The sequence below is a fragment of the Arthrobacter pigmenti genome (assembly GCF_011927905.1).
Lineage (GTDB): Bacteria > Actinomycetota > Actinomycetes > Actinomycetales > Micrococcaceae > Arthrobacter_D > Arthrobacter_D pigmenti.
This window is the reverse complement of the sequence record NZ_JAATJL010000001.1, coordinates 3,426,824-3,447,323: the sequence shown is the minus strand read 5'-3', so window position 1 is coordinate 3,447,323 and position 20,500 is coordinate 3,426,824. Positions and strand designations below refer to the sequence as shown.

17 protein-coding genes and 2 riboswitches are annotated in these 20,500 nt (G+C 64.3%); of the genes, 11 read left to right on the top strand and 6 right to left on the bottom strand.

Annotated elements, in window-relative coordinates; genetic code table 11:
* Positions 1-13: 13 nt before the first annotated feature.
* Positions 14-709 carry a VldE C-terminal domain-containing protein gene (locus BJ994_RS16205; RefSeq protein WP_342450405.1) on the bottom strand — a complete coding sequence of 232 codons (696 nt, stop codon included), beginning with the start codon at positions 707-709 and terminating at the stop codon, positions 14-16.
* Positions 710-932: 223 nt separating this feature from the next.
* Between BJ994_RS16205 and BJ994_RS16200 the strand changes: the two genes are divergently transcribed.
* The 6 genes from BJ994_RS16200 (at position 933) to BJ994_RS16175 (ending at position 8,722) form a co-directional block, all read left to right on the top strand.
* Positions 933-1,994: an NAD(P)-binding domain-containing protein gene (locus BJ994_RS16200; RefSeq protein ID WP_167995451.1), complete on the top strand. Its 1,062-nt coding sequence runs from the start codon at positions 933-935 to the stop codon at positions 1,992-1,994.
* Between the two features lie 36 nt (positions 1,995-2,030).
* Positions 2,031-2,318, top strand: a complete 288-nt coding sequence (locus BJ994_RS16195) for a hypothetical protein (protein ID WP_167995450.1) — start codon at positions 2,031-2,033, stop codon at positions 2,316-2,318.
* Positions 2,319-2,387: 69 nt separating this feature from the next.
* Positions 2,388-2,490: riboswitch (glycine riboswitch) on the top strand.
* A 1-nt stretch (position 2,491) separates the two neighbouring features.
* A riboswitch (glycine riboswitch) is annotated at positions 2,492-2,596 on the top strand.
* Between the two features lie 50 nt (positions 2,597-2,646).
* Positions 2,647-5,460, top strand: coding sequence for an aminomethyl-transferring glycine dehydrogenase (gcvP, locus tag BJ994_RS16190; protein WP_167995449.1), 2,814 nt, complete (start codon positions 2,647-2,649; stop codon positions 5,458-5,460).
* 8 nt (positions 5,461-5,468) lie between these two features.
* A complete protein-coding gene (gene gcvT, locus BJ994_RS16185; protein ID WP_167995448.1) occupies positions 5,469-6,581 on the top strand; it encodes a glycine cleavage system aminomethyltransferase GcvT in 1,113 nt (370 codons plus the stop codon).
* Positions 6,578-7,951, top strand: coding sequence for an L-serine ammonia-lyase (locus tag BJ994_RS16180; protein WP_167995447.1), 1,374 nt, complete (start codon positions 6,578-6,580; stop codon positions 7,949-7,951). Before gcvT ends, BJ994_RS16180 begins: the two co-directional genes overlap by 4 nt.
* The gene (locus BJ994_RS16175) at positions 7,952-8,722 is read left to right on the top strand and encodes a methylenetetrahydrofolate reductase (RefSeq protein ID WP_167995446.1); all 771 of its coding nucleotides are present in this window, start codon (positions 7,952-7,954) and stop codon (positions 8,720-8,722) included. It abuts the gene before it with no gap.
* Here BJ994_RS16175 and BJ994_RS16170 read toward each other — a convergent pair.
* Entirely contained in the window at positions 8,719-9,177 is a 459-nt protein-coding gene (locus tag BJ994_RS16170; protein ID WP_167995445.1) for an anthrone oxygenase family protein, read from the bottom strand. The genes BJ994_RS16175 and BJ994_RS16170 overlap by 4 nt on opposite strands.
* A 106-nt stretch (positions 9,178-9,283) precedes the next feature.
* On the opposite strand from BJ994_RS16170, the gene BJ994_RS16165 reads away from it, so the two are divergent.
* Both BJ994_RS16165 and BJ994_RS16160 read left to right on the top strand, forming a co-directional pair.
* Complete coding sequence (locus tag BJ994_RS16165; RefSeq protein ID WP_342450404.1) at positions 9,284-10,270, top strand: AraC family transcriptional regulator; 987 nt, start codon at positions 9,284-9,286, stop codon at positions 10,268-10,270.
* An 88-nt stretch (positions 10,271-10,358) separates the two neighbouring features.
* Positions 10,359-10,793, top strand: coding sequence for an SDR family oxidoreductase (locus BJ994_RS16160; protein WP_209066940.1), 435 nt, complete (start codon positions 10,359-10,361; stop codon positions 10,791-10,793).
* A 117-nt stretch (positions 10,794-10,910) separates the two neighbouring features.
* Here BJ994_RS16160 and BJ994_RS16155 read toward each other — a convergent pair whose 3' ends face one another.
* Together BJ994_RS16155 and BJ994_RS16150 are read right to left on the bottom strand one after the other, a co-directional pair.
* Positions 10,911-11,690: an SDR family oxidoreductase gene (locus tag BJ994_RS16155; protein WP_167995444.1), complete on the bottom strand. Its 780-nt coding sequence runs from the start codon at positions 11,688-11,690 to the stop codon at positions 10,911-10,913.
* A 91-nt stretch (positions 11,691-11,781) separates the two neighbouring features.
* Positions 11,782-12,951: an RtcB family protein gene (locus tag BJ994_RS16150; protein ID WP_167995443.1), complete on the bottom strand. Its 1,170-nt coding sequence runs from the start codon at positions 12,949-12,951 to the stop codon at positions 11,782-11,784.
* 292 nt (positions 12,952-13,243) lie between these two features.
* Here BJ994_RS16150 and BJ994_RS16145 point away from each other — a divergent pair, with 292 nt between their 5' ends.
* A complete protein-coding gene (locus tag BJ994_RS16145; protein ID WP_167995442.1) occupies positions 13,244-13,609 on the top strand; it encodes a hypothetical protein in 366 nt (121 codons plus the stop codon).
* 7 nt (positions 13,610-13,616) lie between these two features.
* Here the strand turns inward: BJ994_RS16145 and BJ994_RS16140 are convergent, their stop codons facing one another.
* Both BJ994_RS16140 and BJ994_RS16135 read right to left on the bottom strand, forming a co-directional pair.
* The gene (locus tag BJ994_RS16140; protein ID WP_167995441.1) at positions 13,617-15,416 is read right to left on the bottom strand and encodes a glycerophosphoryl diester phosphodiesterase membrane domain-containing protein; all 1,800 of its coding nucleotides are present in this window, start codon (positions 15,414-15,416) and stop codon (positions 13,617-13,619) included.
* 129 nt (positions 15,417-15,545) lie between these two features.
* A complete protein-coding gene (locus BJ994_RS16135) occupies positions 15,546-16,085 on the bottom strand; it encodes a P-loop NTPase family protein (RefSeq protein WP_209066939.1) in 540 nt (179 codons plus the stop codon).
* Positions 16,086-16,180: 95 nt separating this feature from the next.
* Between BJ994_RS16135 and BJ994_RS16130 the strand changes: the two genes are divergently transcribed.
* Both BJ994_RS16130 and BJ994_RS16125 read left to right on the top strand, forming a co-directional pair.
* On the top strand, positions 16,181-17,863 hold the full coding sequence (locus BJ994_RS16130) for an ATP-binding cassette domain-containing protein (RefSeq protein ID WP_167995440.1): 1,683 nt from the start codon (positions 16,181-16,183) through the stop codon (positions 17,861-17,863).
* Positions 17,864-17,967: 104 nt separating this feature from the next.
* Positions 17,968-20,445, top strand: a complete 2,478-nt coding sequence (locus BJ994_RS16125) for a hypothetical protein (RefSeq protein ID WP_167995439.1) — start codon at positions 17,968-17,970, stop codon at positions 20,443-20,445.
* Positions 20,446-20,500 lie beyond the last annotated feature (55 nt).

The window sequence follows — 20,500 nt, the reverse complement described above, 5'->3', positions numbered from 1 at the left end:
GGAGCACTTGCACTCAGGAAGCATCTCCGCCCAGCACGTCCACGTGCACATGGTCGAGGTGGCGCAGTATCTCGTTGCTGGGGGCGGGGGCGTCGTAGTCATGCCATTGGCCTCGCGAGATGTGTGCGCTCCAGAAACGGTCGTCGAAGATGACGTACTGGACGTTGAAGTCCCGGGCATGGGCAACCAGCCAGTGGGACAACATCCATCCCTGGCGCCGGTTCTCCTCGCTAACCGGGCGGAAGAAGACGTCGATGGCCCGACCGTCGTAGTGCGTCGAATCCCCTCCGTGCCCCTGGTCGACTCCGCCCGGGGCGAACCCGCCCAGGCTCTGCTCGCCGAACACTTCGGTCATCGCCTCGCGCAGCTGTTCGGCGCGCGGAGTCAGCCCGGTAGCGGTCAACTGCTGAACCTCCAGGTCCTGGGCAGCTGAGCCCCGGCAGGACAGGCTGGGACCGGCGTCACCGGGCGGCCCGTCGGCCAGCCGCTGCAACACCGCCTCGTCGATGCTCGTGGTGTCCGGTGCTTCCATCCCGCGAGCACGCAGCGCGACCGCGGTTGTGGCCAGTTGCGCCTCGTCACGATCGAGGGCTATTTCACCCTCCGAGGTCTCGACCACGCACTCTGCCGTCGGCAGCAAACCGCCCGCACTGCCCAGACTCTTGAGCAAGCCTGGACCGAGGAGCACCAACACTGTTGCGAGTACCACGAGCAGAAGAAGGCCAAAGAGCAGGCGAACTGGACGACGCCGATGCGTCTCGCCATGCGTGGTCGTAAGAGCAGCGATGACACAACCCTTTCGACGCTTTGGAGGAGGTGCAACTGGTGGGTTAACTCACCGCTGCGGCGGGTAGTTCCTGTCGCCCCGTCCGGCCCAGGGCTACCGGGAACAGCAACGCCCCGGCCGGTGTTCGATGAGGAGGAGGTAGAACATGCGACAAGTCATCGTCATCGGAGCGGGACAGGCCGGACTCTCCGCTGCCTACTACCTGCAGCGCCAAGGGCTAAGTCCCGAACGGGACTTCCTCGTCCTTGACTCCAACGAGGGCCCGGGCGGCGCGTGGCGGCACCGCTGGGACTCGCTCACCTTCGGTACGGCACACAACATCCACGACCTACCCGGCATGGAGCTCGGTATCCCCGATCCCACGGAACCGGCGTCGAAGGTCGTCGCCCGCTACTACGGCGATTACGAGCAGGAGTTCGGGCTCAAGGTGCGCCGCCCAGTCAAAGTCCAGACCGTGAAGGGCCAGCAGGGCGCCCTTCAGATCCTCACTGACAACGGCACCTACACAACCCGGCTGCTCATCAACGCAACCGGTACCTGGGATCGCCCATACTGGCCCCACTACCCGGGCCGTGAGCTATTCAACGGCAGACAGCTGCACACCCGTGACTTCACGAGTGCGGACGAATTCCGGAATCGGAGCGTCGTTGTGGTGGGTGCGGGCACTTCCGCGGTGCAATTCCTCCTCCAACTCAACGACGCCGGAGCCAGCACCACCTGGGTGACCCGAACGCCGCCGAACTTCACTGAGCGGACGTTCGACGCCGAGTGGGGCCGCGACGTGGAACACCAGGTGAGCGCGCGAACGAAAGCCGGGCTGCCGCCGTCGAGCGTTGTCTCCGTCACCGGACTGCCGCTCACGGACCAGTACCGCGCCGGTATCGAGGCCGGAATCCTGCGCTCCGCAGGTCCGCTCAAGCGGATCACCGAAACAGGCATAGAGCTCGACGACGGCAGGACAGTCCCAGCCGACGCAATCCTCTGGGCAACAGGATTCCGTGCGGCTCTGGATCACCTGGCGCCGCTGAAACTGCGTGAGCCCGGAGGCGGAATCCGGATGGATGGCGTGCGGGTGCTGAAGGACAGCAGGGTGTTGCTCGTTGGCTACGGTTCCTCGGCCTCCACCCTCGGAGCCACCCGGGCAGGGCGGGCGGCGGCGATGCAGGCCGTCCGGCAGCTTGGTGCGGAGGTGAGACTGGCCGGCTAGAGATTCATGGGCGGGCCGATGGACCACAATAGGGGAATGACGCATCACCCCCATGCAATGCCGCCGCCCAAGACACGACGCCTGAAGGGCCCCATCATCCTGATGGCTATACCGGCGGCGGTCACCGTGCTTCTGGCGGTTGTCTATGCGGTGTTGCTTGCCACGCCGCTGGGCACCGATCCCAATGCCGCGGGCATCTTCCTCCCGCTGGCCCTTCTTGTGGGAGCCGCACTAGTAGTGGGGGGTCCAGTATTTCTCGGGGGCCTTATCTGGCTGTTTGTCAGGTTGGGACGCCGGGACGCGTCAGCCGGAATGCGCGGATAACCCAGCTTTGCCACGTCAACCCGGCGGCGAGTAAGCTTGGTCACGATCCACCCACAATTTCATAGCCTTTGACCCGCAGCGGGAGAGATCTGCCGTTGACAAGACATCCGGCAGGCGCCGTAGGAGCAAATCCTCCCCAGGAATCTCTCAGGCCCAGCACCGCAGCGGAAAGGCAACTCTGGAAAGCAGTCCGGCCGCATGACGGCCGCGCTCACCGACGGTGCAATGCGAAGAACACTTTTCGCGGAATCTCTCAGGTCCAATACAGAGCGGGGAGGAACTCGACCACAGTCCGCTTGAACCGCGGGCCTGATCTACGGAGTTCCTCATGACCTCGCCCACGGAATCTACTTTCTCCGACCGCCACATCGGCCCTCGTTTCAACGACGCCGAACAGATGCTCAAGGTCCTCGGCTACCCGAGCCTGGACAAGCTCGTTGACGTGGCGGTACCGGCAAGCATCCGGTCCGCCGAAGCACTCGACCTACCTGTTGCACGCAGCGAGTCCGAGGTGCTGGCTGAACTCCGCAGCATCGCCGCAAAGAACAAGACCGCCGTCCAGATGATCGGACAGGGCTACTACGACACGGTGACGCCTCCGGTGATCCGCCGCAACGTCCTCGAATCGCCAGCCTGGTACACCGCCTACACTCCGTATCAGCCCGAAATTTCGCAGGGCCGGCTCGAAGCGCTGCTGAACTTCCAGACAATGGTCCAGGACCTCACCGCCCTGCCTATCGCCAACGCATCACTGCTCGACGAAGCCTCCGCAGTTGCCGAGGCCGTCCTGCTCATGCGCCGCTCCGGCAAGAACAAGGGCCGCACGGTCCTCGACGCTGATTGCCTGCCCCAGACCATCGCCGTCGTGAAGGGCCGGGCAGAGGCCCTCGGCTTCGAGATCGAGGTTGCGGACCTCGCAGACGGACTGCCTGAGGGCGACATCAACGGCGTCGTCCTCCAGCAGCCCGGCACGTCCGGTGCCATCCGCGACCATGCCGACATCATCGCGAAAGCGCACGACGGCGGCGCCCTGGTCACGGTCGCAGCCGACCTTCTTGCGCTCACCCTCATTACCCCTCCGGGTGAGCAGGGCGCCGATATTGCTGTCGGCTCCGCCCAGCGGTTCGGCGTTCCACTGTTCTTCGGCGGCCCGCACGCGGCCTTCATGGCCGTGCGTAAGGGCCTTGAGCGCATGCTTCCCGGGCGCTTGGTCGGTGTCTCCAAGGATTCCGACGGCGCTGCCGCATATCGCCTCGCGCTGCAGACCCGCGAACAGCACATCCGCCGCGAGAAGGCGACCTCCAATATCTGCACCGCGCAGGCGCTCCTCGCCATCGTGGCCAGCATGTACGGCGTCTACCACGGCCCCGATGGCCTGAAGGCGATCGCCGAGCGCGTGCACGGCAAGGCTGCGAAGCTTGCGAAGGCGCTGCCCGGAAACGTGCACCAGCAGTTCTTCGACACCCTCCTCGTGAAGGTGGACAATGCAGCTGACGTCCTCGCCAAAGCCGAAGAGCGGGGCATCAACCTGCGGCCGGCCGGCGAGAACCTCATCGGCATTTCCTGCGACGAAACCACCACCGACGCACACCTGGAGACTCTCGCCGAGGTGTTCGGCGTCGAACTGCCGGGCGTCGCCGAGGGAACGATTCCCGCCGAGCTGCAGCGGACGTCGTCGTACATGACCCACCCGGTGTTTTCGATCCACCGCTCCGAGACGCAGATGCTCCGCTACCTGCGCCGCCTTTCGGACCGCGACCTGGCGCTGGACCGCACCATGATCCCGTTGGGTTCGTGCACCATGAAGCTCAACGCCACAGTGGAGATGGAACCCATTTCGTGGCCCGAGTTCGCAACCATTCACCCCTTCGCTCCCGAGCACCAGACCGAGGGTTGGCGCCAGCTCATCGAGGACCTTGAGGGCCGGCTCGCGGAAATCACCGGTTACGCCGCGGTCTCGATCCAGCCGAACGCCGGATCGCAGGGCGAGCTGGCCGGACTGCTGGCGATCCGCAACTACCACCTCTCCCGCGGCGACGAAGCCCGCACCGTATGCCTCATCCCCTCCTCGGCACACGGCACCAACGCGGCGTCGGCAGTGCTTGCAGGCATGAAAGTGGTGGTGGTCAAGACCGCGGAAAACGGCAACATCGATCACGATGACCTCAAGGCCAAGATCGAGGCCAACAAGGACACCCTGTCCGCCATCATGATCACCTACCCCTCCACCCACGGTGTGTTCGAGGAAGATGTCCGCTGGGTGTGCGATCAGGTCCATGGCGCAGGCGGACAGGTGTACATCGACGGCGCGAACCTCAACGCGCTGGTCGGCCTCGCCAAGCCGGGCGAGTTCGGCGGCGATGTCTCGCACCTGAACCTGCACAAGACCTTCTGCATCCCGCACGGCGGCGGCGGACCCGGCGTCGGGCCCGTTGCGGTTGCGGCGCACCTCGCGCCGTTCCTGCCGGGGGACGCGAACAATGGAAACGGCAACCCAGCCGGCGTGCCGATTTCCGCCTCGCGCTACGGTTCGGCCGGCGTGCTGCCTATCTCGTGGGCGTATGTGGCGCTGATGGGCAGCGAGGGCCTGACGGCCGCAACGAAGTCCGCACTGCTGGCAGCCAACTATGTCGCAACCCGCCTGAATGAGCACTTCCCGGTTCTCTACTCCGGTGAGAACGGCCTGGTTGCACACGAGTGCATCCTCGATCTGCGTGCACTGACCGCCAAGACGGGGGTAACGGCCGAGGATGTCGCCAAGCGCCTCATCGACTACGGTTTCCACGCACCGACCCTCAGCTTTCCGGTGGCGGGAACCCTGATGGTGGAGCCTACGGAGTCAGAGGACCTCGGCGAGTTGGACCGCTTCGTGGACGCGATGATCGCGATCAAGGGTGAGATCGACCGCGTCGGCGAGGGCGAGTGGGACCTCGAGGAGAGCCCGCTCCGCCAGGCCCCGCACACGGCGCAGGCCCTTATCAGCGACAGCTGGTCGCAGGCCTACTCGCGTGAAATGGCGGCGTACCCGCTTCGCACCCTGCGCCACGACAAGTACTTCCCGCCGGTACGCCGGATCGACGGCGCGCACGGTGACCGGAACCTTGTGTGTTCGTGCCCTCCAATCGAAGCGTTTGAAGACTAAGGATCGCCATGACAAAGCAGACCGCTCTTTACGCCCAGCACCAGGAGTTGGGTGCAGCCTTCACGGACTTCGGTGGCTGGCAGATGCCGCTGAAGTACCGCAGCGAACTTGAGGAACACCACACTGTTCGCCGCACGGCAGGCCTCTTCGACCTCTCCCACATGGGCGAGGTGCTGGTCACCGGACCGCGGGCGGCCGAGTTCCTCAATTATGCGCTGGTGGGTAACCTGGCTGCCATCGCCGTCGGCAAGGCCAAGTACTCGCTGATTTGCAACGAGGACGGCGGCGTCATTGACGACCTCATCACCTACCGCCTCGCAGATGACAGGTTCCTGGTGGTTCCCAACGCGTCGAACGCCGATACGGTCGCTGCCGAACTGCAGCAGCGCGCCGCCAACTTCGACGTGACTGTGCAGGACCAGTCCGAGGAAACCTCCCTCATCGCCGTCCAGGGCCCCAACGCCGAGGCGATCCTGCTTGGCATTGCAGCGGCCGGGGACCAGGAAGCCATCACGTCCCTGAAGTACTACGCGGCAGTTCACGTCGAGCTGGTCGGCCAGAAAGTGTTGCTGGCCCGCACCGGCTACACCGGCGAGGACGGCTTCGAACTCTTCATCGAGAACGGCCAGGCGGTGCAGCTGTGGAAGGCCGTGACTGAGGCTGGAACTGATCACGGACTCGCTCCCTGCGGTCTTGCCTCACGCGACTCACTCCGGCTCGAAGCGGGAATGCCCCTGTACGGGCACGAGCTGGGGCTGGACACCAATCCTTTCGAAGCCGGCCTTGGCGGCGTCGTCAGCCTGAAGAAGACGGACAACTTCGTTGGAAGGTCCGTACTCGAGCCGTTGAAGGGACAGACGCCGGCACGGAAACTGGTTGGCTTGCGCGCCGCCGGCCGCCGCTCGGCTCGCGCCGGATACGACGTCGTCCTGGATGGACGCACAATCGGAACCGTCACGTCCGGCCTGCCCAGCCCGACCCTCGGCTACCCGATCGCACTGGCCTACGTGGAGACCGAACTTACCGAGCCCGGCACGGAGTTGCAGGTTGACCTGCGCGGACGCCCCGAGGGGTTCACCGTTGTCGAGCTGCCCTTCTACAAGCGCCCGGGCAAAGCATGACAATCAGCGCGTTTGACCTGTTCAAGATCGGGATCGGGCCGTCGAGTTCGCATACCGGCGGCCCGATGACGGCTGCCTACCTGTTCACGGAAATCCTCAAGGACAAAGCGCTGCTCGGTGAGACCCGACGGGTGCGGGCAGAACTGTTCGGCTCCCTCGGTGTCACCGGGCACGGGCACGGCACGGTCAAGGCTGTCATCCTCGGACTTGAGGGTGAGCAGCCACACCTCACAGATCCCGAGCGGGCAGAGCCCCGCGTCGAAGAAATCTCGGAAACGAAGGTGCTTCGACTCGCAGGTACGCAGGAGGTCGCCTTCGATCCCAACGAGGACTTGATTCTGCACCGGAAACAGCGGCTCGAGTACCATACGAATGGTATGCGATTCGTGGCATATGCCGAAGACGGCATGCTTCTGTTTACCCGCGAATATTACTCGGTTGGCGGCGGATTTGTGCTGGATGAGGACCAGATCGGCGCTGACCTTGCGGACAACGCGCCGCAGGCTGTGCCCTACCCGTTCGAATCCGGCGAGCAGCTGCTGGGGATTGCTGCCGGAACCGGCAAGTCCTTCTCCGAGATCGTGATGGCCAATGAGCTGGTGTCCCGATCGGAGGCGGACGTCCGGAAAACCCTCCTGGAGATCTGGGAGGTCATGCAGGACACCATCCGAAGGGGTTCCACCAACAGTGGTGTGCTGCCCGGCGGACTAAACGTCCGCCGTCGTGCCGCTCGCCAGTTGGAACTGCTCCGCAAGGAAGCCGATCCCAACGACCACCTCAGCACCATGGAGTGGGTCACGCTGTTCGCGCTCGCAGTGAACGAGGAAAACGCGGCGGGCGGCCGCGTGGTCACCGCGCCCACCAACGGAGCGGCCGGCATCATCCCGGCTGTCCTGAAGTACTACACAGATTTTGTGCCGGGAGCCGACGACGACGGCGTCATCCGCTTCCTGCTCGCCGCCACTGCAGTCGGCGCCCTCTTCAAGAAGAACGCCTCCATTTCCGGCGCCGAGGTCGGGTGCCAGGGGGAAGTGGGATCGGCGTGCGCCATGGCGGCGGCGGGACTTGCGGAGGTTCTGGGTGGATCGCCCGAGCAGGTGGAGAATGCCGCCGAGATCGGCATCGAGCACAACCTCGGGTTGACGTGCGACCCGGTCGGTGGGCTGGTGCAGATTCCATGCATCGAACGGAATGCAGTAGGAGCGATGAAGGCGATCACCGCGGCGCGGATGGCCGTGCGGGGTGACGGCCAACACTTTGTCTCGCTCGACGCCGCCATCAAGACCATGCGCGAGACCGGCGCCGACATGATGGACAAGTACAAGGAAACCGCACGCGGCGGGCTCGCCCTGAACGTCGTGGAATGCTGATTGAATACGTCCACTGAGCTGCCCGTCCGCATCGAAATCATCCCGGGCAGCAATATCGTCGCTCGTCTTCGCCAGTGTGTTCCGGATGATTCGACGATCACGGTCACGTGCCTGCCGCACCACGGACCGGCTGAGACTGTCCGGCAGTCGGTCGAACTAGCTGAACGGGGATACCGTGCGGTGCCGCATCTTGCCGCACGTTCCATCGAGTCCCGCCAGCAGTTGCGGGAGTTCACGCAACGGCTGAGCGAGGCCGGCGTGAAGGACATTTTCGTGATCGCCGGCGACGCGCGCACTCCCGTTGGTCCCTATGCCTGGAGCCTGCCGCTCATGGAGGAGATTGCCGGACTGGGCTTGTTTGAGCTCGGCGTAGCGGCCTACCCCGAAGGCCACCCCTCGGTTCAAGAGCCTGAGTTGACGCAGCTGCTGCTCAAAAAGCAGGAACTGGCAGGCTGGGCGGTAACGCAGATGTGTTTCTCCGGGCCGGTCCTTGGCGAGTACCTGGACCGCTTGAGGTCCGACGGCGTGACCCTCCCCGTGTGGGCGGGTATACCCGGGCGGGTGCGGCGGACCCGCCTTGTTTCCCTCGCCGGCCGCATCGGCGTCGGACCGTCGCTGAAGTTCGCCCAGCGCAGCGGATCGTTGCTGCGCAACGTGCTGGCGCCGTCGTCGTACAACCCGGCGCGACTGGTCCGCTCGATTGACGAGGGAGGCGGCTTCGCCGGACTGCACGTCTACAGCTTCAACGATGTGGAGCGGCTCGGGGTCTAGGCGGCTGCGGTCAGGCTCACCACCAGCGCCAGAAACGCCGTGGCGCACAGCACCGTGCGGACGGTGTTCCAACGGACCCACCGGGCTTCGAACCCGCGGCGAAGGGAGTGATCGCCGCCCCCCCGTTCAAGTTTCGCGTTCAAGGGGATGTTCACCGCGAACGTGATTCCGAGAGCCACCGAGTAGAGCGCGAAACCAAGCCCGAGCGGTAGGGCCGCAACCTGCGGACCGGAAAGATCGAGCAGCAGGGCCAGTGCGGGAAACAGGAATGCGCCGAAGAAAATCAGCGCAAACAGCGGGTTCTGAATGGCCCTGTTGATGGCGACCATCGACCCGACAAACGCGGCATCATCGACGCGGCGCAGCCCGGGCATCACGGCGACCGAGAAGGCGAAGAAAAGGCCCGCGATCAGGCCCGTGCAGATCGTTGCAAGGCTCAGCGTCAGCTGCAGCATGGTGGTGTCTCCTCAATGGTGGTTCCCTATCTATCCAACCGGGCAACGTCGACAGGTTCCATGCTCGAGCGGTGCTGCTTCATACGAGATCGTCTAAGGTGAGGGCGTGATCACGCTGATGGACGACACCCTGGCGAGTTTGATGGATGGCCCCAGGGCGCACGGGGCGTTCCTCCTTGAATCGGTGCTCCATCCGCCCTGGGGGCTACGGATCGAAGACGAGGCGCCGCTGTCCATGGTGACCATGGTTTCAGGCGAGGCGTGGGTCCTGCGGGACTCGGAAGAGCCCGTCCTCCTCCGGGAACAGGACGTTGCGGTTCTCCGAGGGGCAAGCCCGTACACGATCGCCGACACCCCGCACACGCCTCCGCACACTGTTATCCGCCCGGGACAGGTGTGTACGAACGTGTCTGGGGAGTCAATGGCAGGTGACATCTCGCCGGGTACGCGGCGTTGGGGCAAGCAGCCCGACGACGGTTCCGCCGTCATGCTCAGTGGAACCTACCAGCAGCGCACCGAGATCGGGATGCGTCTGCTTGCGGCGCTGCCGCCCGTCCTTGTTCACACCCCCACCGAAGACGACGTCGCGCTGGTACGGCTCCTGTCCGGGGAAATGGGCCTCAACCGTCCGGGGCAGGAGCTGGTGCTCGACCGCATCCTTGATCTCCTGCTGGTGAAGATCGTGCGCTCCTGGTTGTCGTCGTCGGAATCCGAGACACCCCAGTGGTGCCTAGCCCAGAGCGATCCCGTGGTCGGTGCGGCACTGCGGCTGATGCACAAGAACCCCGAGCTTGGCTGGACGGTGGCACGGCTGGCGGAACGAACCGGAGTCTCCCGAGCAACCTTCGCCCGCAAGTTCACCACCCTGGTGGGTGAATCTCCCATGAACTACCTCACCAGCCGTCGGCTCTCGTGCGGGGCGGATCTGCTGATGGAACCGAACTCCACCCTCAGCGCCGTCGCGCGCCGCGTGGGTTACAGCAGCCCCTTCGCGTTCAGTGCGGCCTTCAAGCGCGAGCGTGGAGTGAGCCCGCTGGAGCACCGCCGTCGGACACTCGGCGTCACGGTGGGTTCACTCACCGCTGCCGAATAACGGCTGCTGACGGAAGGTGCGACGGGCGCGCATGAACCTGAGCCGTTGAACCATGGAAGGTTTGGCGGGCGTGCATTGGAATGAATCCATGGAAACTTCACGCACAGAAAATTCACCGATCCTCGTTATTGGCTCGACCGGCAAGACCGGCCGCCGTGTGGCAGAGCGGCTGACGGCCAAGGGGGCCAACGTCCGCAGCGGATCCCGGAACGCTGAAATCCCGTTCGACTGGGACCGTCAGGAGACATGGGCGCATGCGCTAGCCGGAACACGTGCTGCCTACATCACCTACTACCCGGACCTTGCCTTCCCTGGGGCGTCCGATCTCATTGCCGCATTTTGCCGGGTTGCGGTGGAGCACGGCGTCCAGCGACTGGTTTTGCTCTCCGGCCGCGAGTGCGGCTACCGGGCGGACCATCCGGTACGCGTCGGTCTCGCCGCAGGAGTATCGCGCCATGCTCGCCGAAGCGGGCCTCCCCGAGGACTTCGTCGAGCTGTTCAGCATGATCCTCGACGGGCGTAACGCCAGTGTCACGGATGGTGTTCGGCGCGCGCTCGGCCGCGAGCCGAGGGATTTCAGTGACTTTGCCCGGGAGGCTGCTGCCACCGGCGTTTGGGCCACTTCCAGGCTGGCCGGCCGCTAGGCGCGTTCGCGCTCTTCGAGCCATTCGGCATAGGTGGTTCCGCGCACCGCGCCGTCCGGGACCAGATTCACGCCGTTTCGCCAATAGTGGCCGAGCGCACCGGGGATCGGGAGCGGAATTTTCGGCCCCCGTACGCCCGTGAACTGTCGGTAGATCCGTGCCATCACGGCCATGTCGAGTTGTTCGGGGCCGCCAACCGTGACGTTCTTCGACCCGGGATTCAGTGCCGCGTCCACCAGGGCCTTCGCGGCATCGGCGGTCGCAATGGTCTGGAAGCGGGCGCCCCGAAGCACCGGCGTTACGCCGACCTTCCTGCCGCCGTCGAAAACCCCTGTGACAAGGTCGTGGAACTGGGTTGTCCGAACAACCACAGACTCCACATCAGAATCCCGGTACGCCTGCTCCTGAGCCGCCTTCGCCTGGTAATACGCGAACCGAACCTGGTCCACGTTCACGATCGAGAGAACGACGACGCGCGGAACTTGAGCCGTGCGCGCAGCCTCGGCAATGTGTCCGGCAGCGACCGGCAGTTGCTTCCGGGCCTTGCCGAACTTGCCGTCCATTGCGTCGATCACGACGTCGACGCCTTTCATCGCCTCAGCCAATCCCGCTCCTGTGAAGGCGTCCCCGGCAAGGTACTCGGCGCCGTCGTGCCGGTTCTTGGATTTGTCCGGGTGGCGGCTCAGCCCGCGGGTTCCGAGCCCGCGGTGCAGGCACTGCTTCACCACTTCGCGGCCGGCAAGCCCGGTGGCACCGATGACAAGTACGCGAGACATGGGCTCAACCTACGCCCGCAGCGATTGAGGGAGGCACGACGACGGCGGGCTCCGGGACTTCGGGCCCGCCGTCGTCGTGCTGTTGTGTTCCTCAGTCGCCCTTCACATTCACGATCTGGCGGAGGGTGTGCCGGATCCGAACCAGGTCCCGGGCGTCCTCCATGACCACGTCGATGTCCTTGTACGCTGCGGGGATCTCGTCGATGAAGGCATCCGTGTCGCGGTACTCGATGCCGTGCATCGCGTTCCGCAACTGGTCACGGGTGAAGGTCTTCCGGGCTGCCGTCCGGCTGTACTCGCGCCCGGCACCGTGCGGTGCCGAGTTAAGCGCGGGCGGGAACCCGAGCCCCTCGACAACGTACGACGCCGTTCCCATCGATCCGGGAATCAGGCCCGGACGCCCCGGTGAGGCATCGATCGCACCCTTGCGGCTGAGCCACACCTTCCTGCCATAGTGCGTCTCCTGGGCGGTGTAGTTGTGGTGGCAGTTGATCCTTTCCTGCTCCTGCACCTGGGTGCCGGTCCAGTGGGACAGGTCCTTGACCACCCGGTCCATCATCTCCTCACGGTTCAGCAGCGCGAAGTTCTGGGCCCACCGCAGTTCACGGATGTAGTGCCAGAACTCGTCATCGCCCTCAACAAGGTAGGCAAGATCGTTGTCGGGCAGGTCGATGTACCGCTTCCGGCACTGTTCCAGCGCAACCTTGATGTGCCGCTGCGCGATCTTGTTCCCCACGCCGCGCGAGCCGCTGTGGAGGAACAGCCACACGCCGTCGTTCTCGTCCAGGCTCACCTCGATGAAGTGGTTCCCTGATCCGAGGGTGCCGAGCTGGTGCGCCCACTGGCCTGTGTACGACGCAGGATCGAACCCGGCCTGCTCCGCCTCGCGGCTCAACCGCTCGATCCGGGGCTCCGCCGATGCCACGATTTTCCGGTTGCTGTGGCCGGCGGACAGGGGAATGGACCGCTCGATCGACTGGCGCAGCGTCTTCCGGTCAAGCCCATCAAGGTCACGCGCCGAGAACTGCGTGCGCACCGCGATCATGCCGCACCCGATGTCCACGCCCACGGCGGCGGGAATGATCGCGCCGAGCGTCGGAATGACTGAGCCGACCGCTGCACCCTTTCCGAGGTGCGCGTCGGGCATGCTCGCCAGGTGCGGGAAGATGAACGGCATCGATGCCGTCTTGAGGTTCTGTTCGCGGGTCTTCTCGTCAAGGATGCTGGCGAAGTTGATGTAGGTAGAGCTGACCTTTTCCATGATTGATCCAATGGTTGTGCTGGGTGTGCGAACTGCTGGGTTTTGCCTGATGGAGGCGAAGAGAGGCCGATGCCGGCCAAATAAAACGGGACTCTTTAGTGCGGCGCTTAGCGCTGTCGCAGGTCCGAGCGTTTGCCGTTATTCGGGCTGCAGCAGTTGTGCCGCTTAAGGAGTTGCCCGGCAAAAGGTTGCGGGCACACGAAAGCGGCGGACGGCTTAAAATACCGTTCGCTTTCGTTACCGAGGCTGGAGTCCAGCCGACCCGCGATATCCATCCGGCCAGCGTAGCACAGTGGTTGATGTCTCCCAATGGGTGAGCGCCGTCGTCGTGCGCTTCACACTTGTCACCGGATTTTCCCAAGGTGCACGCGGGACGATAAAGCATCTCCCGGTGGCGGCCGGGGATGCCGCTACGTCCGCTGGAGGAACCATGAACGTGGAAATCGTCGGTGCACTGGTCCTGTTACTGACCCTGGTGGTCTTGTGTGTTCGCTTCGTGACACCATCACGACGACGACGCACGCCCGCGCCGTCGTCGATATCCTTCGAAGACCAGCGCCTGCTCCCGTTCCTCAGCCTCACGCGGGGTCAGTGGCTTGCGCTCACGGACCACCAACGGGCAACCCTGCGGGAACAGGCCTATCGCGGCATGTTCTGATCAGGGCTCACAGGGGGGTGAACTCATCCACCGCGTCCCGCAGCCACGGCGACGCTCCCTGCTCTTCGGAGATCTGTTCCCGCTCACGCAAAGCCACATCGGGATGATCGGTGACAATTCCGTCTACCCCGAGGCGAAGAAAGTTGCGAATGGACCCGGTGTCATTGACAGTCCACACCAGGAGCTGCTGATCGTGTGCCCGTGTGTACTCAATGAACTCTTCCCTGAAGAATGACTGCTCCACCAAAAGGAAATCGCTCGGCACGTGGGTCACATTGCCGATGCTTGCCGCGACCGTCCGGCCAACAGTCAGCCCCGGTCGCTTGGTCTTCAGCTGCCGCACCGCATCAACGCTGAGTGAGTGATAGATGTGCTTGGAGGTTGAGCCCATGGCGTCGAGCTCAGCAAGGAAGTTGTCCACGTAGTCCGGGGATTCGTGCCCGTGAAGCTTGAGTTCGATCATCAGGGTGACACCCAGCTCTTCGGCCCGCGCGACGTACGACCTCATGGAAGACATCGTGTCGCTGAAGCCGCCCACGCTGACGGTTGTATTCGTTGCTTCTTCGAGCGTCAGTTCGTAGGTGTTGACGTTCCGGCCGGAGACCAGCCACAGGTTGGTGTCGTGGCTGAGGATGAAGCCGCCGTCGCGCGTTTCCTGAACGTCGATCTCCACGAAGTCCGGTTGTACGGCGGCTGCCGCCTCAAGAGCGCTTATCGTGTTCTCAACCCCGCCGCCAACGAACCCGCGGTGAGCGATCACAGCAGTGCCGCCCTCATCAAGGGCCGCTGTCGGGGTGGTGTTCCCGGCCGAAGGGAATGCTGAAGCTGAAGTGAGCACAAGAACGCTCACCAACCCCGCTCCGACTATTGCTGAACCGGTAGTGCGTTTGGGCCGGCCGCGCGGTGTACGTTCTGGGGAAGGGCCTGCGTGCGCTGGTTCCTGTCGGTAGGCGGCCGTGAGCGCGTGCACGGTCACCACTACGGCCAGGCAGAGAATGACGGCGGACCCGACGGCCACCACCCCGTAACCGACAGAAGCCAGGATCGGTGAAACCGCCGGGAACACCCGATCCGTCCAGCTCGTCGCGAGGAGAAAGGACCCAGCAAGAGCTGAGGTGGCGATCAGCCCTACAGCTGCCACCACCAGGACCAGCAGCGCCACGCGCAGAGACTGCCCCCTGGTGGCCGCGATGCTGGCGATCACAGCACGGGATGCCGTCTTGCCGTCGATCACCATCAGCGGAAACGTGAAAATGAGCCGGAGGTTCAGGTAAACCGCCACTCCGATGGCCGCGCCGTAGAGCACCGCGCTGACCGGAGTTTTCATCATCTCGCCGCTGATGAACAGTGGGACTGCGATGTCGCGCGTGATGCTCGAAAACCACCCGAAACCGCCGAGCGGCATGATGAGGAACACGTAGATGAGCAGCAGCAGCGACTGGTAGTGCAGTACGTTTTTCAGGGCCCGTCCCACGTCAGCGAGCACTGGCCGCAGCTGCAACGATTGTCCGCATTGTTGCCTGTTCGCGATGACAATAACCGTGATCAGCTGAAGGCATACTGCCGTCAAGGCGATCATCGCTATCAGGACAAGCAGTACGACGGCGATTGGTTGGCTCAGAACGTCAGGCAGGTTCCGGTCGGTGATGCTTGCGACGCCGGCACTGCTCAGCACCAGCTGGAACAGGACAGTGATGGCGGGCACGGTTGCCAGCGCGGTGACCCCCTGCACTGCGAGTGCGGCAATGAATTGGGGAACGAATCCGGCCCTGGTGTGGCGGAGCGCAACCAACAGGCTCGACCGCACGGGAATGCGGGTTCGACCCCTTCGTGCCGCGCCAACAAGTGCCTTATGTACTGCCAATCCACGCCCCCATGGTTACTTACCGGCGTCGCCGATGCTTTCGAATACTCTAGGCCCTGCTGGTCGAGGGACTCAGCCTGCTGTGCGCGCGGCGTCGTCGAGCCACTGCTTCAACTGGTTCGGACTGGTGAAGTGCAGCACGGGCAATCCCGCCTCCTGATAGGCGCGGATCCGCGCCTTCTTGTTCGCGAAGGATGTGAAGTGCCAGCGGATGATCGAGTCCCGTGCCACCACGCGAGGGAGCGTCTCCGTGTTCCCGTTGCAGACGCGCTCGCGCAGCACCATGCGCCGCACAGTCCTTCGCAGCAAGCGGGCAAGCGACACCCACCGAGGATAGTCGAGTGCGACTATTGCCTCCGCGCGGGGAATGAGACGGTCAGACCACCTGCTATAGAAGCTGTCGAAAACCCATTCGTCGCGGGCGGCGATCTCCTCCACCATCCGATTCTGCTCGGCGTGATCCCGCTCCACCCAGCCGGGTAGCCAGCCGATGTCGGAATCCACTTCCACGAGCGGCAACCCTGTCACCGCCGAATAGCGCTGTGCCGCCGTCGACTTCCCCGATCCGGTGACGCCGAAGAACACCACGCGCCGTGGGCTGGAGGGAATCACGCCCCCATCCTTCCATCGAGTCAGCAGGAATCGCTAAGAACCAGCGCCCAAGTCAGTCATTTCTGTTGATTCGATGCGGATGAAACACTTGAACAGTGGCACACCTTGACGTCTCCAACATCGACTACTTCCTCTCCGACGGGCGGCAGCTGCTCAACGGCGTCACCTTCAAGGTCGGCGAGGGCCACAAGACTGCCCTGATTGGCCCCAACGGAACGGGCAAGACCACCCTGTTGCGCATCGTTGCCGGCGACATCACCGCGGATGAGGGTGCGATCACCCGGTCTGGCTCAATGGGCATCATGCGCCAGTTCGTCGGCCAGGTCCGCGACGACACCACCGTCCGCGACCTCCTCGTCTCCGCAGCTCCACCGGCGCTCGCCGCCGCAGCGAAGCGGATTGACGACGCCGAGCTCGCCATGATGGAGCACGACGACGAACCCACCCAGATGCGCTACGCCCAGGCCATCGCCGACTGGGGAGATGCCGGCGGCTACGAACTCGAAACCACGTGGGACGAAGTCACCATGGCCGCGCTCGGCGTCCCGTATGACCGCGCGCAGTACCGGGCGGCGTCGTCGTTGTCCGGTGGCGAGCAAAAGCGGCTGGTGCTGGAGGCGCTCTTCTCCGGACCGGACGATCTGTTGCTCCTCGACGAGCCGGACAACTACCTCGACGTACACGGCAAGCGCTGGCTCGAAGCGAAGTTGAACGAATCCCCGAAGTCCGTGCTGTTCGTCAGCCACGACCGGGAACTGCTCGCCAACGCGGCAACGCGGATCGTCACGCTCGAACCGGGAGCGCTCGGCGCGTCCAGCTGGGTGCACGGCGGCGGTTTCAGCACGTACCTGCAGGCGCGGACGGACCGCAACGAGCGCTTCGAGGAGCTGCGGCGCCGCTGGGATGAAGAGCACATCAAGCTCAAAGAGCTCGTGAACATGTACAAGAACAAGGCAGCGTTCCGCTCCGATATGGCCAACCGGTATCACGCAGCGCAGACCCGCCTTGCCAAGTTCCTTGAGGCCGGTCCGCCCGAAGCGATTCCGATCGAGCAGAACGTGAACATGCGCCTAAAGGGCGGCCGGACGGCGAAACGTGCAGTAGTCGCGCAGAAGCTGGAGCTGACCGGGCTCATGAAGCAGTTCAGCACCGAAATCTGGTTCGGCGACCGCGTTGGCGTGCTCGGCTCCAACGGATCCGGAAAATCGCACTTCCTTCGGTTGCTCGCGGCCGGCGGCACAGATCCGGAAAAGGAACACGAGCCGGTGTCCGAGGTGATCATCGAGGCCGTGCCGCACGCCGGCGTCGTGAAGTTGGGCGCACGCATCCGCCCCGGCTTCTTCGCGCAGACCCACGTCCGCCCAGACCTGCTGGGACGGACCCTGCTCGATATCCTGCACCGCGGCGACGACCACCGGTCCGGGCTGGGGCGCGAAGCGGCGTCCGCGGTCCTGGACCGCTACGGGCTGGCCGGGCAGTCTGAGCAGTTCTACGATTCGCTCTCCGGCGGACAGCAGGCACGGTTACAGATCCTGCTCCTCGAACTCTCCGGCGCTACGCTGCTGCTCCTCGACGAACCGACGGACAACCTGGACCTCCACTCCGCCGAAGCGCTGGAACGCGCCATTGACGCTTTCGAGGGAACGGTGCTCGCCGTGACCCACGACCGCTGGTTCGCGCGCAGCTTCGACCGGTTCCTCGTGTTCGGTGAGGACGGGAAGGTTTACGAGTCCGAGTCGCCTGTCTGGGATGAGGGCCGGGTGCAGCGGACACGCTGAGTTTTCCACAGGCGTAGACCCCCGGCGTCGAAACTGTCCCAGCGGCGTAGTAGCTTGTTCGCTGGGGGTCGAGGAACGTCCCCGCAATCACTATGGGGGACTTCATGACTTCTCAATCCGTGCACGCTACCGGGGATCCGGGCAACTCCACAGGGGACCAGCCGCACCTGCCGCCGCCGAGCACACTGCCGGCCCAACCTGCACAGCCTGTTCAGGGAACGAGTCTCAAGGACCTTGAGCCGGCGCGCTGGATACATGCCTGCCTCTCGGGGGCGCTGGCATACGGGCTTACAGTGGTCGGCGCGCTCCTTGCCTTACTGCTGATGATTCTGGGCGCGGTGCTCTCTCCACAGGACATTCAGGGCAGCGTAGAAGGGTTCACGGGTGCCTCTGCTGCGGAATTCGGGAGTCTCTTCCTGTTCATCGCCGTGCCGTTCCAACTCGCCGGTATGGGCCTGTTCGGTACGTTGCAGGGTGAAATGAGCGTCAACATTCTGGGCGCGGCAGTAACGGTGGGCGGCAGCGGCTGGTTTGTGCCGCTAGCCCTCACCGGCATCACGGTTCTGACGCTCGCCTTCGTCGCCAGACGCGCAGCGAGAAAACAGCCGACGACGACGGCGCAGGCCTGGGCGCTTTCGGCCGCCAGTGGAGCGGCGCTCGCCGTCGTTGCGCTGCTGCTGGGCATCCTCTTCGCGGTACGCCTTGAGGAAGAAGGCACCTCCATCACGCTGAGCAGCGTTTCATGGTCCCTGTTTCTGGGGTCCCTGGTGATCGGAACCCTTGCGAGCCGCGTTGGACGGTCAATGGGCGCCCGCCGTAACGGCCCCCTAGCGGTGACTGCCGCGCGGCGCACCGTTGCGGGCGTTTCTGCTGCGTTCCGGGTGGTTGGGCTGCACTACCTGACCTACACCCTCATTGGTGGATCGGTGCTGTTGATCGGCACCTTCGTGTTCGGTGGTGCAGTGGCTGGGTTCGCGGCGCTGTCCTGGCTCCCCAACCTGGCGGGCTGGATGTACGGCATCGGTCACCTTTCCGTGGTCCGGCAGGTGAGCACCATCGGCTCCGACAACGTTTCCACCTTCGACTGGCCGATGTGGGCAACGCTGCTGTCCCTCTTGCTGACCATTGCGCTCGCCGCGGCCGCTTCAGTGGCCTGGGCGCTTGCACGCAGAAACGCTGCCGGATGGGCGTCGTGGCTTGTTCTGCCTGCAGTGTTCCTGACCTGCGGACTGGCGATCACCTTGCTCAGCACGGGCAGCTTCGAGGTGCAGGGCGGCATCTTCGCCGCATCCGGTTCCATCGCCCTGGCGCCTTGGACGTTGCTGATCCTCGCGCTGTGGGGTGGGACTATCGAGGCGTCCTCCCGGTTCGTTGCACCCTGGCTGGTTCCCTACGTGCCGGCGAAGGTGCGCCGCTTCGTTGCTGGGCCGAGGGATACGAACCGGATCGCCGTTGCTCAGGACCCCCACACCGGTGCCCTGCCTGCATCCGCCCAGACCACCATCCCGCTGGACGCACAGGATGAAGATCAGGCCGCTGAGCCCAAACCGCTCAGTCCCCAGGCGAAGAAGAAGCTGAAGATCGGCGCAGTGGTGGCGGGCGTCGTCGTCGTGCTCGGTATCGGCGCGGCCGTGACCTACAACGTGTTGGCGACCAGCACCTATGGTCCGCAGGCCCAGGTCGAGAAGTACCTGCAGGCGCTGCAGGACGGTGATGCGTCAACGGCGGTGGAAATCGTGGACCCGAATGTTCCATCTGCTGAGCGGCTGCTGCTCTCGGACGAGATTTACGGTGCCGCGGAGAACCGCATCACCGCCTACGAGATCAGGGACGTTGAGCAGGAAGGCGACACCGCGATTGTCACAGCGGAGATCACACAGGACTCACAGACCACCCCGCTCACCTTCACCCTTGAGAAGGGGGATTCAACGGCGGTGATTTTCCACGAATGGCGGGTGGCGCACGGAAGCAGCTGGACCCTTCCGGTTCAGGTACCGACGGGATTCACGAACATTGCGGTCAACGGCGTGGACGTAGAGATTCCTGCCCAGCAGGCACAGCAAGCTCCCGGCACTTTCGCATTCGCGGTCCTGCCCGGGACCTATGTCATCACCCCTCCGGAAGGCACCAGGTACGTGACGCTGGGTGAGGCGCAGACCGTCACCGTATCGGCAGATCCCACGGTATTTCCGGGTGAGGGCGCAATATTCGAGCCCAGTATGACGGGCGCCCTTACGGAGGACGCGATCGCGCAGGTGCAGGCTCACCTCGCTGGGTGCATGGCTGCGAAAGAGTCGGAACCGGCGGGTTGCCCGAACAGCGCGTTCACGTTTGGCGATGAGGAGGACTACCGGAACTTCATCTGGACCATGACCGAGGAACCCACGTTCGAGGTGACCGAAAGCTGGAACGGTTTGCTGCTTACGTCAGACGGCGGAGTCATGACTGTCACTTACGAGCAGAACACGAACTGGCTCGGCGATGAGCCCGAATGGGAGAAGCAGGAGGAACAGATGCCGCTCTATTTCTCGGCACCCGTCCAGATCGAGGGAGATAAGCTCACCGTCGTTTTCGAGGAGTAGCAGCTGTCATCTCCATCACACTCCGCGTCACCTGTAGACCGTATCGATTCAATGC